13 protein-coding genes are annotated in these 16,441 nt (G+C 73.4%); 4 read left to right on the top strand and 9 right to left on the bottom strand.

Annotated elements, in window-relative coordinates:
- The 3 genes from ABD308_RS13875 to ABD308_RS13865 form a co-directional block, all read left to right on the top strand.
- On the top strand, positions 1 to 577 hold a 577-nt coding region (locus tag ABD308_RS13875), incomplete at its 5' end, for a TetR/AcrR family transcriptional regulator (protein WP_344333278.1).
- 231 nt (positions 578 to 808) lie between these two features.
- A complete protein-coding gene (locus tag ABD308_RS13870) occupies positions 809 to 2,467 on the top strand; it encodes a PxKF domain-containing protein (RefSeq protein ID WP_344333275.1) in 1,659 nt (552 codons plus the stop codon).
- A gap of 280 nt (positions 2,468 to 2,747) precedes the next feature.
- Positions 2,748 to 3,977: a hypothetical protein gene (locus ABD308_RS13865; RefSeq protein ID WP_344333271.1), complete on the top strand. Its 1,230-nt coding sequence runs from the start codon at positions 2,748 to 2,750 to the stop codon at positions 3,975 to 3,977.
- A gap of 97 nt (positions 3,978 to 4,074) precedes the next feature.
- On the opposite strand, the gene ABD308_RS13860 is transcribed toward ABD308_RS13865, so the two are convergent.
- The 9 genes from ABD308_RS13860 to ABD308_RS13825 all read right to left on the bottom strand — a co-directional run bounded on the left by ABD308_RS13860 (position 4,075) and on the right by ABD308_RS13825 (position 14,801).
- Positions 4,075 to 5,337 carry a cytochrome P450 family protein gene (locus tag ABD308_RS13860; protein WP_344333268.1) on the bottom strand — a complete coding sequence of 421 codons (1,263 nt, stop codon included), beginning with the start codon at positions 5,335 to 5,337 and terminating at the stop codon, positions 4,075 to 4,077.
- Positions 5,327 to 6,385 (bottom strand): cytochrome P450, encoded by a 1,059-nt coding sequence (locus tag ABD308_RS13855; protein ID WP_344333264.1) that lies wholly within the window; start codon positions 6,383 to 6,385, stop codon positions 5,327 to 5,329. The genes ABD308_RS13860 and ABD308_RS13855 overlap by 11 nt, the downstream gene beginning before the upstream one ends.
- A gap of 132 nt (positions 6,386 to 6,517) precedes the next feature.
- The gene (locus ABD308_RS39680; RefSeq protein ID WP_355252482.1) at positions 6,518 to 6,598 is read right to left on the bottom strand and encodes a tryptorubin family RiPP precursor; all 81 of its coding nucleotides are present in this window, start codon (positions 6,596 to 6,598) and stop codon (positions 6,518 to 6,520) included.
- A gap of 298 nt (positions 6,599 to 6,896) precedes the next feature.
- Complete coding sequence (locus tag ABD308_RS13850) at positions 6,897 to 7,898, bottom strand: AraC-like ligand-binding domain-containing protein (RefSeq protein ID WP_344333260.1); 1,002 nt, start codon at positions 7,896 to 7,898, stop codon at positions 6,897 to 6,899.
- 119 nt (positions 7,899 to 8,017) lie between these two features.
- Complete coding sequence (locus tag ABD308_RS13845) at positions 8,018 to 8,770, bottom strand: carbohydrate ABC transporter permease (protein WP_344333330.1); 753 nt, start codon at positions 8,768 to 8,770, stop codon at positions 8,018 to 8,020.
- Positions 8,771 to 8,832: 62 nt separating this feature from the next.
- Entirely contained in the window at positions 8,833 to 9,702 is an 870-nt protein-coding gene (locus ABD308_RS13840; protein ID WP_344333256.1) for a carbohydrate ABC transporter permease, read from the bottom strand.
- Between the two features lie 40 nt (positions 9,703 to 9,742).
- Entirely contained in the window at positions 9,743 to 10,996 is a 1,254-nt protein-coding gene (locus ABD308_RS13835) for a sugar ABC transporter substrate-binding protein (RefSeq protein ID WP_344333253.1), read from the bottom strand.
- A 120-nt stretch (positions 10,997 to 11,116) separates the two neighbouring features.
- Complete coding sequence (locus ABD308_RS13830) at positions 11,117 to 11,896, bottom strand: alpha/beta fold hydrolase (RefSeq protein ID WP_344333250.1); 780 nt, start codon at positions 11,894 to 11,896, stop codon at positions 11,117 to 11,119.
- A 157-nt stretch (positions 11,897 to 12,053) separates the two neighbouring features.
- A complete protein-coding gene (locus tag ABD308_RS13825; protein ID WP_344333245.1) occupies positions 12,054 to 14,801 on the bottom strand; it encodes a helix-turn-helix transcriptional regulator in 2,748 nt (915 codons plus the stop codon).
- Between the two features lie 560 nt (positions 14,802 to 15,361).
- On the opposite strand from ABD308_RS13825, the gene ABD308_RS13820 reads away from it, so the two are divergent.
- Complete coding sequence (locus tag ABD308_RS13820) at positions 15,362 to 16,210, top strand: helix-turn-helix domain-containing protein (RefSeq protein ID WP_344333240.1); 849 nt, start codon at positions 15,362 to 15,364, stop codon at positions 16,208 to 16,210.
- Positions 16,211 to 16,441: the final 231 nt, after the last annotated feature.

Below are 16,441 nucleotides of genomic sequence, written 5' to 3'. Positions count from 1 at the left end.
GCCGCGCGACCCGGAGGCCGACGCGGCGCCGGAGCGCACGCCGCGCGAACGGGCCCTGTACAGCGCGTGCGTGCTGTACGCGCGCCACGGCTACTACGGGACCTCCATGCAGGCCGTCGCCGACGACGCGGGCCTGACCAAGGCCGCGCTCGTGCACCTCGCGCCCACCAAGGGCGCGCTCCTCGACCTGGTGCTGGCCGAGCTGGCCGCCCCGGCACCGGGCTGGAACGCCCCGGTGGGCGGCCGGCTGCGCGCCGTCCTGGACCGCCCCCGCTGGCAGGCCGCCGCCGAGGTCGTGCTCATGTGCGAAGCCATCGCGACCTCCCATCCGGCGCACCGCCACATGGCCGGGCAGTTGGAGGAGAGCCTTTCCGGTGCCGAACGGGCCCTGAAGGCGGGTGGAGCGGTGCCGGAGGCGGAGGCGCGGGCCGCCGCGCAGTGGATCGTCGCGCTCACGCTCGGAGCCGTGATCGCCTGGCTCTACGAGCCGGAGGAGATCGAGCTGGAGACCCTCGTCGAGAGCGCGCTCCCGGCCGAGGCCCGCGGCTACGCGGTGGGCGGGGCGCCCGCGCGCTGACCACGGCGCGGCGCCGTGGCGGGGGAGGCCTCGCGGTGGGGGCGCGCGCCCGGCGCACGCCACCGCTTTCGCGCGCCCTGGTGTGGCCCGGCCCGGGCGGTCAAGCTTCCCGGGGCGGCCCGGTGGCCGACCGGCTCATCGTCAGACTGATGCGCACGCCGATCGGCGAGCGGCGGCCTCTCGCGCGGGACGGGCCGTCGGCCGGTGTGTCACGCGGAGAGGTGGATTCGCATGACAGTGGTCCGCAGCGGACCGGACGCACCCCGGAAGACGGGGCGTCACCGGCGGTCACGGCGCCGGGCGGTGGCCGCCTCGGTGGCCGGCGCCCTCGCCGCGCTGGGCGTGCTCGCGCCCGTGTCCTCGGCGCACGCCGCCGCCGAGAGCCCCGCGCACCGGCTGGTCTACGTCGCCAACCTGCGCGGCAACTCGGTCACGGCGTACGACCCGTCGACCAACGCGGTCGTGGCGACCATTCCGGTCGGCACCGCCCCGGAGGGGGTCGCGGTCTCCCCGGACGGCACCCAGGCCTACGTCGTCAACGACGGCAGCAACACGGTGTCGGTGATCGACACCGCCTCCAACACGGTCGCCGCGACCATCCCGGTCGGCCGGCTGCCCGGCCCTGTGGCGTTCTCCCCGGACGGCTCGCGCGCCTACGTCGGGCACTACGTCAACCCGCGCACCGGCGGCGTGGACGTCATCGACACCGCCACCGGGACGGTCACCACGACGGTCCTGGTCGGCAGCCAGCCGTTCGGCATCGCGCTGACGCCCGACGGGAGCCGCGCCTACGTCGCGAACCTCCTCGGCGACTCCGTCTCGGTGATCGACACGGCCACCGACACGCTGACCGCCTCCATCGCCGGCCCCGGCGTCCGCAGCCCGGCCGCCGTGGCGGTCACCCCCGACGGCAGCCGCGCCTACACCGCGAACTTCAACAGCGGGAACGTGTCCGTCATCGACACCGCCAGCAACACCATCACCGGCAACATCGCCGTCGGGTCCGGTCCCGGGAGCGTCTCGATCACCCCCGACGGCGCCCGCGCCTACGTGGCGAACCAGACCGCCAACACGGTTTCGGTGATCGACACCGCGAGCGGTACCGTCAGCGACACCATCGCGGTCGGCGCCACGCCCGTCGGCGTGCTGGCCGACCCGGCCGGCGGCACCGCCTACGTGACCAGCGGCCGCGCCGACACGGTGTCGGTGATCGACACCGCCACCAACACCGTCACCGCGACCGCCGCCACGGGGAGGAACCCGTACGGTCTGGCCACGGCCACCGTCGCGCCCGCCGTCACCGGGGTGCGCGCCGGCCACGGCCCGACGGCCGGCGGCGGCACCGTCACGATCACCGGCACCCACCTGTCCGGCACCAGGACGGTCCTGTTCGGCACCGTACCGGCGACCGGCGTCACCGTCGTCGACGACTTCACCGTCCGGGCGACCGTGCCGCCGGGAACCGCCGGCGGGGTGGACGTCACGGTGGCCACCCCCGCTGGCCCCAGCGCCGCCAGCGGCGCGGCCCGGTACACCTACGAGTACCCCTTCAGCGGCTTCCGGCCACCGGTCGCCGACCCGCCCGCCGTCAACCAGGGCCACGCCGGAAGGGCGTTCCCGATGAAGTTCTCGCTGGGCGGCGACCGCGGCCCGGACGTCATCGCCCGCGGCTACCCGACCGTGCGCCAGGTCGACTGCGCCACCGGCGAACCGCTCGCCCCGCCCACCCCCGCCGGGACCGCCGGCAACAGCGGACTTCGGTACGACGCGGTGACCGACACCTACACCTACGTGTGGAAGACCTCGGCCTCCCACGCCGGGACCTGCCGGCAGTTCACCCTGGGGCTGAACGACGGCACCACCCACACCGCCCTGTTCCGCCTCACCTGACCGACCGAAACCGCGCGACGGCACGACGGCACGACGGCACGACGGCACCGCCCACCGGTGCCGTCGTGCCTCGCGCGCGGCCGGGACCCGCGCGGCGAGCCGCCCCACCGGCCTGACCGCACACCCCGCCGAGTCCGGCGAACGCCTCCGGAAGGGCACGGGGAGCCCGAACCCGGAGCGGGCAGGCGGCGCCCACCGTCGGGCTAATGCCGGAACCAACGGCACACGGGCTGGTGGCATGGACGGGATCCCCGGTTCCGCCTCTCCTCGGAGGTCCATCGTGACGCCCTCCCGTCCTTGGGGCCGTACGCCCCGCCCCGTCCTCGCCGTCGCCGTCGCCGCCACCTCGGTGGCCGGCGTGTTCGCCGCCGCGCCGGCGGACTCCAGCACCGTCGACACCGGCCGGCACCCACACAACCGCGCCCAGACCATCACCGAGAACCGGCTGCCGTTCACCACCCGCTTCCAGAGCGAGTTCCACGGCTCCATCACGCACATCGGCAACGCCCTGATGACCTGCGACGAGACCCAACCCCCCGTCGACCCCGCCCAGCCCCCCTGCGAGCAGGCCCGCACCGGTGCCGGCACCCGCCCGATCAACAACAACTACCAGATGCGGTACATCAACATCGACCCCGGCAGCATCGGCCCCCTCGGCGACGCCATCTACTCCGCCAGCTCCGCGGACCTCGCCCTGCCGCCCGGCGCCACCGTCAAGCACGCCCGCCTCTACTGGGGCGGCACCCGCGGCATCGACGACGTCGTCCTGCCCGAGAGCCAGATCGACGAGATCTACCTCAAGTTCCCCGGCGACGCCCAGTACCGCAACATCCCCAACCAGCAGCCCTCCATCGGCTACATCACCACCGACGAGGAGAGCAGCTACCAGGCGTCCGCCGACATCACCGACCTCGTCCGCGAGCACGGCACCGGCACCTACACCGCCGCCAACATGGACTCCGTCGTCAAGCCCCACAGCTGGGGCGGCTGGACCATCGTCGTCGCCTACGAAGACCCCTGCGCCCCCCTGCGCCACGTCCACCTGTGGGACGGCTTCCAGCCCGAACTGCCCAACAGCCCGGCCCTGTCGGGCACCCTGACCGGCATCCACACCCCGGCCACCGGCCCGGTCACCGGCCACCTCGGCTGGGTCGTCTACGACGGCGACCACAAGTGGACCGGCGACACCATGGACATCAAGTCCACCCACGGCCCCCTGACCCGCTTCACCGACGCGGACCACCCGGCCGACGACGCCTTCAACTCCACCGTCGGCGCGCCCGGATCGCTCGGCACCTTCCCCCGCAACCCGGCCCCGCGCAACAACTTCGGCCACGACACCAACCGCTGGAACGTCTCCGAGTTCCTGCGCAACGACGACACCGACCTGACCGTCACCGTCAACACCCAGGGCGACGGCTACAACCTCGGCGTCTTCTACGCCGACGTCGACCTCGACTCCGACCAGAAGGGCGCCACCCCCTCCAGCCGCTGGTCGAACGGCCGGTAGCCCACCGCACCCACCCGCTCAGCCGCCCATCGGCCCAGGCCCCGCACCCTCGGTGCGGGGCCTGGGCCGCCGCTGCCCCGAAACGGGTTGTCGCCCGTCAGCGCAGCAGTACCCGCAGGCTGAGCAGTCCCCGGTGTCGTGGGTTCTCCTGCCACCGCGCGGCCGCGGCCGGTTCGGCCAGGCGCAGGGCCGGGAAGCGGCGCAGCAGTTCGCCGAACGCGACCTCGGCCTGCAGCCGGCCCAGCCGCGCGCCGAGGCAATGGTGGATGCCGTGGCCGAACGCGAGGTGTCGGGTGGCGTCCGGGCGGGTGATGTCGAAGCGGTCGGGGTCGGCGAAGACGGCCGGGTCGCGGTTGGCGGCGAGCAGCGCGATCTGGACGAACTCGCCGGCCGGGATCGTGGTGCCCGCGATGGTCACCGGCCCGGTCGTGCGGCGCAGCGAGGCGATGCCGAACGGGCTCTCATAGCGCAGGACTTCCTCGATCGCGCCGGGAAGCAGCTCCGGGTCCGCGCGTAGTGCCGCGAGTTGCCCGGTGTGGCCGAGCAGCGCGTGGATGCCGTTCGCGATCAGGTTGACGGTGCTCTGGTGGCCGGCGATCGCGAGCAGGAAGGCCATCGAGGTGATCTCGGCCTCGGTCAGCCGGTCGCCGTCCGCCTGGGCGGCGAGCAGTCCGGAGATCAGGTCGTCGCCCGGGTGGGTGCGCTTGTGGTCGACCAGGGCGCGCAGGTAGTCCGCCATGCCTTCGGCGGTCTCCACCGAGACCTCGCCGTCCGCCCCGCCGTCCGACCCGCCGTCGCCCTCCGGGCCGGTGTCGACCGCGTGGCCCCGGACCCGGAGGTTCTCCCGGTCGGCCTGCGGCGCGCCGAACAGCTCGAAGACCACCGCGAGGGGCAGCGGCAGCGCGAACTCGCTGATCAGCTCGGCCGATTCGAGCCCGTCCAGCCGGTCCAGCAGTGCCCCGACATGGCGCTCGACCATCGGTCGCAGGGTCGCCACCTGCCGCCCTGTGTAGGCCTGTTGGACCAGTTTGCGCAGTCGGGTGTGCTCCGGGGGGTCGGAGTTGAGCATGTGCGTCATCAGATCGCGGCCCGGGCCGCCTTCGGAGTTGCCGACGTGTCGGGCGAAGGCCTCGGTGACGGCCTGCTTGCTCAGCCGGGGGTCGGCGAGAGCGGTCCGGCACGCGGCGTGGCCCGTGACGACCCAGCCTTCGAGTCCGGCCGCTCCGCCGAACCGGACCTTGCGCACGCCGCCCTCGGCGCGCCAGCGGCGGTACGCGGCGTGCGGGTCGGCGTAGAACCGGCCGTCGGCGAACTCCGGGTCGGCGTCCCCGTGTTCGGTGTGCGGGTGATCAGCGCGCATCGCGTGCCTTCAGGACGCGGACCTCGCTGACGCCGAGCAGACCGAGCAGCGGCACCTTGGCGGTGCGCTGCCCGGGGTCGACGACCAGGCCGGCCTCCCGGATCCGGTCCAGCAGCAGTTCGGCCAGCGGCATCACCATGTGCCGGCCCCAGCAGCGTTCGGAGGAGTGCCCGAACGGCAGGTAGCCAGGAGTGCTGTCCGGGTCGAGGTGGTCCCAGCGCTCCGGGCGGAACTCGTCCGGGTCCTCCCACAGGGCCGGGTCGCGATGTGAGAGCAGCGGCAGGACGAGGACGTCGTCACCCGCGCCGATCCGCGGATCGATCGCGGGGTACTCGGGCGACGCGCGGCGCAGGATGTTCCACGACGGCGGCAGCAGGCGCAGCGACTCGAAGATGATGTTCCGGTTCGGCGTGCTGTCGTCGAACGGCGAGCCGAGCCAGAGCGCGTTCGCGACCAGGGTGGAGATGGTGAAGCAGACGGGCGCGGCGGCTCGGCGGTACATGCCCAGCGCGTACCGCCGGTCCTGGTAGCCGGCCGCCCGCGCGGTGAGCCTGCCGAGTTCGGTGAGGTCGTCGCCGGGCTTGGGCCTGCCGGGCAGCGCGGCGCCGGCGGAGATCACCAACCAGGTGAGCAGTGGCGTCAGTTCGAGGTTGCGGCTCATCAGGATCCGCAGCCGGCGCGGGTCCCGGCCCAGGATGAGGTCGCGCAGGAAGAGGTGTCCAGTGAGCGGCCACGGACCGGACAGGTCGATGTTCCGCGGCAGCGGGGCCTTCAGCGCTTCGCGCACGTCGCCGCCGATCGTCCGCGTCACCGAGGACGCCTCGGTGCGGGTGATCGAGCGTCCGTGCAGCGGCTTGAACGTGGGCCGTTCGATCTCGGTGGCGCGCCGGGCGGAGAGGATCCGGTCGGTGAGCCCGGGCCCCGCGACCCCGATCGTGTCGGGTTCGAGCCGGACGGCGTCCTTGCCCAGATGGTCCCTGAGCAGGGCCTCAAGCCGGGGGGAGAGCACGGTGGTTCGCGAACGGGCGGAGGCGGGGGAGAGTGCCATGTGATGTCTCCGAGACTTTGCCGGGGCCGGTCTCCGCCCCCGCCCCGGACCCGATCTCCCGGCGGAGGCCGCGAGGGGGCGGGGGCGGAGGCGGATCAGCTGTTCAGGTACCGGAGCTACCGGTCGGCCGGTTTAGTACCAGACGTACCAAGCGCTGGCCTTCAGGCTCTTCTTGGCGAAGGACGCGTCACGGATGGCGAACAGGATCTTCATCATGGGATCTCCCTTTCGTTGCCGGATGGCTGAGTGGATGTAAGGCGACTCTGCAGTCGCCGCCCTACAGACGTATCCACGCGGCCGGATACCTGACAGGTTCACCTCCAAGGAGGGTGATTGTCGAGGGGCCGGCGACTATGGGGAGGTTTGTTGGCTATGTCCCGATTCTCCTCCCGCGGCGGTGCGGCCGCTGGGCTGGGCCGGCGGCGCCGGCCACCGGGGGCCGGACGAGGGAAGGACGACGCGGGCCGATTCGGCGACGTGGCACCCGCCGAGGGACTCGGGCGGTCTTCCGTCAGTCCGTCGGCCTGCCGCAGACCTGCCAGTCGCGGGGGGACACGCCGTACGCCTCGCGGAAGGTGCGGCTGAAGTGGCTGGAGTTGGCGAAGCCCCAGCGCCGGGCGATGCCCGCCACGCCGAGCTCTTCGGCCATCGGCCGCAGGAGGTCCCGGCTGCAGCGCTCCAGTCGCTGGGTGCGGATCCAGGTGCCGAGGGTGACGCCCTCCCGCTGGAACAGCTTGTGGAGGAAGCGGAGCGACATGTAGTTCGCCTCGGCGATCATGGACGGCGAGAGGTCGGGATCGCGGAGGTTGCGCAGGATGTAGTCCTTGACCCGCTCCAGCGAGGCCGCGCTCTGCGATTCCTGGGGCCGTGACTGCCCGCTCCGGTCGTCGACGAGCAGTGCCAGCAGGTCGAGCGCCGTCGCCGCGGCCCGGCGGCCGACGCCCGCGTCCAACCGCTTCGCCTCGCGCGCCATCTGGGTCAGATAGGTCGCCAGGAGCGCGGCGCTGCCCTCGGCGCGGCTGAAGGCCGTCGCGGTCAGGCCCCGCAGTGCCTTCTCCGACACGTCCAGTTCCGCGCGGGGGAAGTGGAAGGAGGTGAAGGTGAAGTCCTCGTCGATCTTCTTCCGGAAGACGCGGGACGAATCGGTGAAGGAGAACTCGCCCGGCCGGATGAGCGACTCCCGCCCGTCCTGTTCCTTGAGCGAGGTGCCGCGCTCCTGGAGGCTCAGGATGAGCGACGGAGGCCCACCGGCGGCGATCATGCGCGGGCCGCGCGTGACCACCTGCGGTCCCGCCTCGATCCTCGATATCCGCACCGGGCCCACCTGGTGGCTGACGATCGTTCCAGGGGACGGCTCCTCTTCGAGGAGGCGCACCGTCATCGGCACGAAGGTGTGGGACACCGCGTCGTGCCAGACCTCCGCCCGGTCGGAGGTGGACAGGGGCGCGGTGGAGAGGGACGCGGTGGAGAGGGACGCGCTCCCCTCCTTGACGTCCTGAACGCCGGGTGCCATCGGCTCCCTTCCTTCCGCTGGTGTGCCTTCCGGAACACCACCCTGCCAGCCGGTCGCCGGCGGGACATCGCGTGAACCTACTAGATCGGGGAGCGGACCGGGCCGGTCCGGGCCGCCCCTCACTTCAGGGCGCCGTCGGTGGCGGCGCCGGCGAGGTGGCGCTGGGCGAGGACGAGCAGCACGGCGGCGGGAACGGAGGCCAGGACCGCGGTGGCCATGACGGAGTTCCACTGGGTCGTGTGGGCGCCGAGGTACTGGTAGACGCCCAGGGTGACCGGCCGGACCGCGTCGGTGGTGGTCAGGGTGAGGGCGAAGAGGAGGTCGCCCCAGGCGAAGAGGAAGATGAAGACGGCGGCCGTGATCAGGGCGTTCCTGCTCAGGGGCAGCACCACGGAGCGGAAGATCCGCAGCGGGCCGGCGCCGTCCACGCGCGCGGCCTCGATGATCTCCCCGGGGATGTTCCGCATGAACGCGTGCAGGACGAGGATGGCGAAGGGGATCCCCGCGGTGGAGTCGGCGAGGACCAGCCCGAGGCGGGTGTTCAGGAGTCCCAGGTCGTTGTAGGCGTCGTAGAGCGCGTTGGCCACGACGATGCCCGGCACCATCTGGGTGACCAGGACGCCGAGGAGCACGAGCCTCGTCCCGCGCAGCCGGAACCGGGCCAGGGCGTAGGCCGCCGGCGCGGCGAGCGCGAGGCTGAGCGCCACACTGCCGAGGGACACGACGAGGCTGGTGACGAGGTTGGGCCCTTGGTCGCGCAGGGCGGTGGCGTATCCGCCGAAGTCGGGGTCGAGCGGGAACCAGCCTCCCCGCACCGTGCTGCCGGCCGGCTGGAGGGAGGCGTTCACCATCCAGTAGACGGGGAAGAGCATCACCGCGATCAGGGCGGTTCCGACGAGGGTGGACAGCCGGCCGCGGCGGCCGGGCGCGCGCGTCACGAGGTCCCCTCCCCGGCGGTCCTGGCGCGTCGGCCGGTGCGCAGGTGGACGAGGGCGAACACGAACGACAGGACCATGAGCAGGTTGCTCATCGCGGCACCGCGTCCGAAGTCGAACTGCCGGAAGGACAGCTCGTAGGACTGGGTGGCGAGGGTCTCGGTGGCGTTGGCGGGTCCGCCGCCCGTCACCACGAGAACGATGTCCAGCACCTTGAGCGTGTAGACCACGCCCAGCACCAGCACGACGCCCGCCACGGGCCGCAGCAGTGGCCAGGTGATGTGGCGGAACACGGCCGGCGGCCCGGCGCCGTCCAGCTTCGCCGCCTCGTACAGCTGGGTGGGGATCTCCCGCAGGCCGCCGTACAGGAGCGCGGTGTTGAAGGGGACGCCGACCCAGATGTTGACGATGATCACCGACACCAGCGCCTGCGAGGTACCGGTGAGCCAGGGGACGCCGGTGGACGAGAGGTGCAGGCCGCGCAGCACCGTGTTGACGGCGCCCGCGTCGGTGTCGAGCATCCACCGCCAGACGGTTCCGGAGGCGACCAGCGGCAGCAGCCACGGAAGCAGCAGGAGCGAGCGCAGCACGCCGTTGAGCGGGAAGCGGCGCCGGAAGAACAGAGCGAAGGCCAGACCGAGCGCGAACTGCCCCAGGACCGAACCGACGGTGAACAGGACCGTGGTCAGCAGGGTCCCGGGGAACTGCTCCGAGGAGAGGACCCCCGTGTAGTTCCGCAGCCCGACGAACGGCGCGTCACCCGTGTGGAAGCTCGTGACCGTGTACTCCTGGAAGCTCATCACGATGTTCCTGACGAGCGGGCCGCCGAAGAACAGCACCAGGTAGGTCGCGGCCGGCGCGATGAACATCCACCGCGCCGCCCGCTCCCCGAGCCGCGCCGGGAAGCGTTCAGTTGCCGGTCGCGAGCCGCTGCGCATGCCTGAGGGCTTCCTCCGGGGTCCGCTGACCCGTCAGCGCGGACTGGACCGCGGTGTAGATCGCCGTGGCGGCGCCGGGCCACTTGACGCCGAGCTCGGCGGTCCGGGCGCGCGCCGATTCCACGCTCGTGGCGAAGGCGGTCATCGACGGGGTCCGCGCGGCGTACTGGGCGGCCACCGCGGTGCGGGAGGGAACGGTGAAGTGGTCCTCGGCCGCGGTGAGCATGTTCGAGGGGCTGTTCAGGCAGGCGAGGACCTGAGCGGCCTTCTCCTGCCGCGCCTTGGACGCGCCCTTGGGGACCGTCCACACCTCGCCGCCGAGCGGGGTGACGGGGGTCTGGCCCAGCCGGGGGACGGGCACGGGCGCCACGTCCCACCGCAGGCCCGTCTGCTGGTTCAGGGCCGGGATCCGCCACGGGCCGTTGATCATCATGGCGGTCTTCCCGGCGACGAACTGGTCGTGGACGTCGGCCTGCGTCCAGTTCAGCACGGACTTCGACATCGACCCGCTGTTCACCAGGTCGACCCAGAGCTGGAGCGCCTCAGCGGCCTGGGGGGAGTCCAGCTGCCGCTCGTCGCCGCCGTTGGACCACAGGAAGGGCAGGAACTGCCAGGTGCCCTCGAAGGTCGCGTTCGCGTCGACCGCCATGCCGTAGCGCCCGGGACGGGTCAGCGCGGCGGCGGCCGCCTTCAGCTCGTCCCAGGTCCTCGGCACGGCGACTCCGGCCTCGGCGAGCATGTCCTTGTTGTAGACGAGGGCGACGGTGCTGACGTTGGGGGCCAGTCCGTACACCTTTCCCTGGTAGCTGCCCGCCTCCCGGATGCCCTCGGCGAACCCGTCGGCGTCGATGCCGAACTCGTCCAGCGGGGCCAGCGCGCCGGTCTGGGCGATCTGCTGCAGGTCGGGGTTGTCGAGCATCAGCAGATCGGGCAGGGTCCGCGACGAGGTCTGCTGGAGGACCTTGGGGATGAGGGACGCCCCCGGGACGCTGGTCTGCTCGACCTTCACACCGGCGGTCCGGCCGCACGCGTCGAGCAGTTCGCCCCACTGGGCGTGCTCGGTCGCGTCGGTGTAGTAGTCGAGCGCGGTGATCGAGGTGACCTCGCCCTCGGCGGACCGGGAGCCGGTGCTGTCACCGCACCCGGCGAGGGCCGGCGCCAGGACGACGGTTCCGGTCAGGAGGGCGGCGATCCGCCGCACCGACGGTCTGGCCGGTGACATCATGCTGGTGCCTTCACGGGGTGACGGGGTGACGGGGTGACGGGGGTCGGTCGTGCGTGGGGAGGGACGAGGAGCGGAGTGCCGTCAAAACGGCCCAACCGGACTCTTCCGTTAGAACGCCATTTAAACACCCCCCGCCTCCCCGTCGGCGCCGGGTGTCCGGAGGCCGTGCCGCGGACCCTCGTCGCCGGTGCGCTCGACGGCCTCCCGGATCATCACCGCCACGGCGTCGGGCCGGGACAGCAGCACGGCGTGCGAGGCGTCCAGCAGGTACTCGGTGGCCGCCATCCGCTGGGCCATGAAGCGCTGGGCGGCGGGGTTGAGCATGCGGTCGGCGGTCGCGATGGCGTACCAGCACGGTCTGGACGCCCAGGCCGGCGGGCCCGATCCGGCGGTCAGCGCACCGGAGGCGATCGGGCGCTGCGCCGCGGACAGCGCCCGCGCGGCCGCCGGCGGCAGGTCGGCGGCGTACACGTGGAGGAAGTGTTCCTCGCGGATCCGCAGCCCGCTTTCGCGGCCGCCGGGAAGGACCGTGGTGACGGTCGCGTCGGACACGGGCGAGGGCGCGAAGCGGTTCGCGATGTCCAGGACGCACTCGCCGGCGTCGAGGCCGAACGCGGCGGCGTAGCACAGGGCCACGACGTTCTCGGCCCCGGTCGCCGCGTGGGTGACGACCGCGCCGCCGTAGCCGTGTCCGACCAGCACGACGGGGCCGCCGACGTCCCGCAGCACCTGCCCGAGGTGTGCCGCGTCCTGCTCCAGACCGCGCAGCGGGTTCGCGGGGGCGCGCACGGCCAGTCCGGCGGCGTGGAGCCGCTCGGCGACGCCCGCCCAGCACGAGGCGTCGGTGAACGCCCCGTGCACCAGGACGACGGTCGGTCGAACGGGGGTGGCGCTGTGCATGCCGGTGACCTTCGACTGGGCTGGGGAGTGGACGTCCAGCCAAGCGGGTCCGGGTGCGTCCGGGCATCGCGTGAACGTACCAACCCGGGCCGGCCGACCCGTACCGACCCGTACCGACCCGCGCCGACCCGTGTCGGCCGGTCCTGGCCGGTCCTGCTCAGTGGACGGGCAAGGACCTGACCAGGTTGGCGAGTTGGACCCGGGAGCTGATCGAGAGCTTGCGGAACACGGACGTCAGATGGGTGTTGACGGTGTGCGGGGACACCACCAGCGCGTCGGCGGCCGACCGGTTGGTGTGGCCCTCGGCGATGAGGCGGGCGACCTTCTCCTCGGAGGCGGTGAGGGAACCCCAGCCCTGGACGGGACGCGCTGCTCCGGCCGCCCGGCGGCCACCGGACCCGGCGCCTTCGAGCGCGCGCTGCTGGTGTGCCGCCGCGGCATGGGCGCCCGCCTCGGCGAACGCGCCGCGCGCGTGGGCCAGCGCGGCCACCGCCCGGTCCTTGCGGCCCGCCGCCAGGAACACCCGGCCGAGGTCGGCGTACGCGGCGGCCCGGGCCAGCGGGCGAGGGCTCGCCGAGAGCAGCTCCACGGAGTGTTCGAGCAGGGCGGGATCGTTCCGGACGAGCCCGCGGGCCTGTGCCGCGACGCCGGTGGCGGTCGGCACGGACGGATTGCGTTCGGCATGGGCCTCGGCCTGCGCGGCGAGGTCCTCGGCGAGCTCGCGGTTCCCGTCGCGCAGGGACATCCGGACCGCGGAGTCGACCCAGTCCCGCAGCAGCCGCCAGCGCATGAAGGACCCCTCCCGCTGGACCTGGCGGATCCGGTCGACGGCGAGCCCGGTGTCCCCCTCGGCCTCGGCGTGGACGGCCTCCAGGAAGCGGACCGCGGCCGTGTTGCCCGGGTTCGGTCTGACCGCGAGCCCTTCCCGCGCCGCCGCCAGGTGCTCCCGCGCCGCTTCCCGGTCGCCGCGCAGCAGGGCGGTCCGCGAGCGGATCACGCGGCCGTTCACCTGCTGGACGGGGATCCCCACCTCGTTCTCCAGGCGTTCCATGGTCGCGAAGCCGGCATCGGCGTCGTCGAGCCGGCCGAGGCCCAGGTCGTGCTGGCCCTGCGCCCAGAGCAGCATGGCCTGACGCGTCGTCCCGGCCTTCTCCGCCGCCCGCGGGAGCAGGCGTTCGGCGGATCCGAAGTCGTCCAGGTGCAGGTGCGCGACGATCTCCTCGGGGAGGAACACGGAGTCGATGGCGCTCAGCGCGGCGAAGCGCGCCAGCGCGAGCGCGTTCTCACCCGCGTTCAGCGCGATCTCGCCGAGCCCGGAAAGGGCCAGCACGTGGGCCTCGCGGTCCCCGGCCGCGGTGGCGTCGCGCAGCGCGCCCTCGCCGGCCTCGCGCGCGGCGGTGAGATCACGGCCCCGGGACAGCGCCAGGGCGCGCAGGGCCGCCAGCCGCGCGCGGACCTCCGGGGTGGCGCCGCCCACGCCGAGGGCGGCTTCGGTGCGGCGGCGCAGCTCCTCGGTGAGGTCCATGGTCCACAGCGTCCCGCCGAGGGCGGCCTGGAGCCGGCCGAACACCTCCAGCGGCGGACGGTCGGCCAGCAGCCGGTCGCCCGCCGACAGCGCCTCCCGGTTCCGGCCGGCCCGGGTCAGGGTGAGGATCGCCTGCTCGCCCACGGAGAACCTCAGCGGCCCCGGGCCCGGCGCCAGGTCGAGGGCGCGCGTGATGAGATCGGCGGCCAGGCCCGGTGTGACCGGCAGCACGTCGTCGGCCGCCCGCCGCAGCAGCGTCACCGCCTCCTCGTCCCCGGGCAGCGAGCCCCGAAGGAGGTGCGGCACCGCGTCGGCCGGCGGCCGGCCGGCGGCGACGAGGCGGTGCGCCGCCTCGCGGTGCAGGGCCTTCCGGGCCGAGGGCGGGATGTCGGCGTAGACCGCCTGGCGCAGCAGGTCGTGCCGGAAGACCAGCTGCTCGCCGTCGTCGTCCAGGAGCCCGGCCCGCACGGCCTCCTCAAGGGCCGGGATCAGCGCGGCGGCGGGCCGGTCGCAGAGCGCGGCGGCGTCGTCGAAGCCGAACCGGCGTCCGAGTACCGCTCCCATCTGGAGGAAGCGCAGCGTGTCCGGCCGCAGGGACTTGAGGCGGCCGCGGACGCCCACCACGAGCCTGGCGGGCATGACCTCCGTCGAGGTGTCGACGGTCCGCAGCCCGGCCAGCATCTCGACGGCCAGGAACGGGTTCCCGCCGGCGCCGTCGAGCAGGTCGCGCACCCAGGCGTCGACCGCTGTGCCGAGGGTGTCGTCGGCCAACTGGCCGATGGCCGCGCCGGACAGCGGGCCCAGGGGCACCGTGATCGTCGGCAGGCTGCCGGTCGCGGCGGCGAGGACCTCCTCCGCCGGTCCGGAGGGCTCCCGCCGCCCGGTCAGGATCCAGAGGACCGGCGAGGTCCGCAGGCGGGTCGGGAGCTGCTGCAGGGCGAACCGGCTGAGCGCGTCGGCCCACTGCACGTCGTCCAGGCAGATCAGCACCGGCGTGCTGCCGGCCCTGGCCTCGATCGCCTCCGCCAGACGTTCCACCAGCCAGATCCGCTGGTCGTGATGGCGGGCGAGGTCGCCGAAGGTGTCGCCGGACAGCAACGGCGGGTCGCCCTGGAGGAGGCTGGTGGCCAGGGAGGACAGCGGCACGATGTGGTGCAGTTCGTCGGCCTTGCCGAGGCCGACCGAGAAGCCCGCCGCCCTCGCCCTGGAGACGGCCTCGGCGAGCAGGGTGGTCTTCCCGATGCCGGGTTCCCCCTGGATCAGGGCCAACCCGCCGCTTCCGGTACGGGCCACCGAGGTGATCAGCGTCTGGAGCTCTTCGAGCTCGGCCTCCCGCCCGCGGAGGCCACTGCGGGACAGCGGACCGCCCGACCCTGCCATTGACGCCTTCCCGTTCGCACTCGCCCTGCCCGAGCCCGGTCCCGCCCGGGCCTGCCTTGCCTTGCCTGGCCTTGCCTGGGCCTGGTCCCGCCCGTGTCCGGGGACGGTCCCGCCCTGCCGCCGGTCGTGGCTACCCGAGGGTACGCCGTCCGTGGGCAAGGGTGACGCGGGGCTTCGCGGGGCATCACGGGAAGCGGTGTCGGGGCCGATGTTCCGGCGGCGCACCGCGACGTGCGGGTCCGCGCACCGTTCGGCGGCCGAAGGAGGCGGAACGGAGCCGCTCCGCCGTCGTGCCGCTCCGGTTGCCGCCGTCGTGCCGCCCGGGGCTGAACGCCCTTGCTCCGTCGGCGATTCCACGAGCCCCCGGACGTGTCCGACGGGCGGGCGCCGCCCATGGCGCCGGCCCGTCCGGACCGCTTCGTGCTGCGGAAACGGTGGGTTTGAACGTTTGTCGACCTGTTTCCGTATTTGTATGAATGGCGCCGGGACGATCGTGACCACCGGCGTGGTGGGCGGCCGTCCCCTGACCCAGCACCCCACGAAACCGATCGGAGCCCCTCGTGATCCTGTCGGGACCCTCTCCCCTCCCCGCGAACGAGCACCTCCGGGACGCCGAAGGCTGCATCGACATCCTCTCCGCGCCTCCCGGCGTCGACCCCGGGGACTGCCTCTACGTCGTCCTGCACGTCGACGGTTCGGCCCTCGTCCGGCGCCACGGCGGCAGCACGGTGCTGATTCCCGGGGACCTGCTGATCAGCACCTCCCCGCATCCGGCGGGCCTGTTGAGGGACGCCGGGTGCCGGATGGTCCGGTACCGCGTCCCGTGCTTCTATCTCGGCGTGCGCCGCGACGACGTCCGACGGACGGGCGGGCTGGTGGTGCGGGGGAGCGAGGGAGTCGGGTCGCTCGCCTCGCGGCTCCTGCGGACCCTCGCCACCCGGACGCGGGCGCACCGGGCCCGGCCGGGCGACTACCTCGCGCGCAGCACCTCCGACATCCTCGCGATCCTGGTCGCCGAGCTGATGGAGCGGGAGGCTCCGGAGGATCCGAGCGGTTCGGCGCGGCTGCTGGCGCGGATCCGCGCCCACATCGAGGAGAACCTCGCCGACCCCGGCCTGACGCCGGAGTCGATCGCCCGGTCGCAGCACATCTCGGTGCGGTACCTGCACAAGCTGTTCCAGCAGGACGGGACGACCGTGGGCCAGTGGGTGCGGCAGCGTCGGCTGGACGCCTGCCGCCGGGAACTGGAGCGGCCGTCCCGCCGACCGACCGGTGTGGCCACTGTCGCGCACCGGTGGGGGTTCGTCAGCCACTCCCACTTCAGCCGCGCCTTCCGCGACGCCTACGGGATCTCGCCCCGGGAGTGGCAGGCCTACGCCGCACCGGCCGACGGCCGTCGGCCCTCCTGACCCCCCCGTGGGTGTGCTCCCCGTGCACCGGGGCTTGCCCCGCAGCGCATGATCGCACCACGGTTCGGACGGCCCGGCCCGCGCAGCAGTGGGGAACCCGGACCCCGGGGTGCGCCGCCGGCCGGCGGCGGATGACGCGCCGCTCACCCCCGCATAGAATCCGTGCACGATCAGACCACTGGGCCCGGCTCCCGGCAGTAGCGTCGGGTGGCGTGCTCGTGGCGTACTCGT

Source organism: Kitasatospora putterlickiae, assembly GCF_039527695.1.
GTDB lineage: Bacteria > Actinomycetota > Actinomycetes > Streptomycetales > Streptomycetaceae > Kitasatospora > Kitasatospora putterlickiae.
This window is presented reverse-complemented; position numbering and strand designations above follow the sequence as displayed.

Bases quoted from the DNA above. Each gene is read 5' to 3' on its own strand.
- ABD308_RS13840 (WP_344333256.1), bottom strand. From the start codon at position 9,702: ATGTTCATCGCGCCGGCCGCGACCTACCTGGTGCTGTTCTTCGGCGGC.
- ABD308_RS13860 (WP_344333268.1), bottom strand. From the start codon at position 5,337: ATGCGCGCTGATCACCCGCACACCGAACACGGGGACGCCGACCCGGAG.
- ABD308_RS39680 (WP_355252482.1), bottom strand. From the start codon at position 6,598: ATGAAGATCCTGTTCGCCATCCGTGACGCGTCCTTCGCCAAGAAGAGC.
- ABD308_RS13850 (WP_344333260.1), bottom strand. From the start codon at position 7,898: ATGGCACCCGGCGTTCAGGACGTCAAGGAGGGGAGCGCGTCCCTCTCC.
- ABD308_RS13845 (WP_344333330.1), bottom strand. From the start codon at position 8,770: ATGCTCTTCCCCGTCTACTGGATGGTGAACGCCTCCCTCCAGCCGGCC.
- ABD308_RS13855 (WP_344333264.1), bottom strand. From the start codon at position 6,385: ATGGCACTCTCCCCCGCCTCCGCCCGTTCGCGAACCACCGTGCTCTCC.
- ABD308_RS13870 (WP_344333275.1), top strand. From the start codon at position 809: ATGACAGTGGTCCGCAGCGGACCGGACGCACCCCGGAAGACGGGGCGT.
- ABD308_RS13825 (WP_344333245.1), bottom strand. From the start codon at position 14,801: ATGGCAGGGTCGGGCGGTCCGCTGTCCCGCAGTGGCCTCCGCGGGCGG.
- ABD308_RS13835 (WP_344333253.1), bottom strand. From the start codon at position 10,996: ATGATGTCACCGGCCAGACCGTCGGTGCGGCGGATCGCCGCCCTCCTG.
- ABD308_RS13830 (WP_344333250.1), bottom strand. From the start codon at position 11,896: ATGCACAGCGCCACCCCCGTTCGACCGACCGTCGTCCTGGTGCACGGG.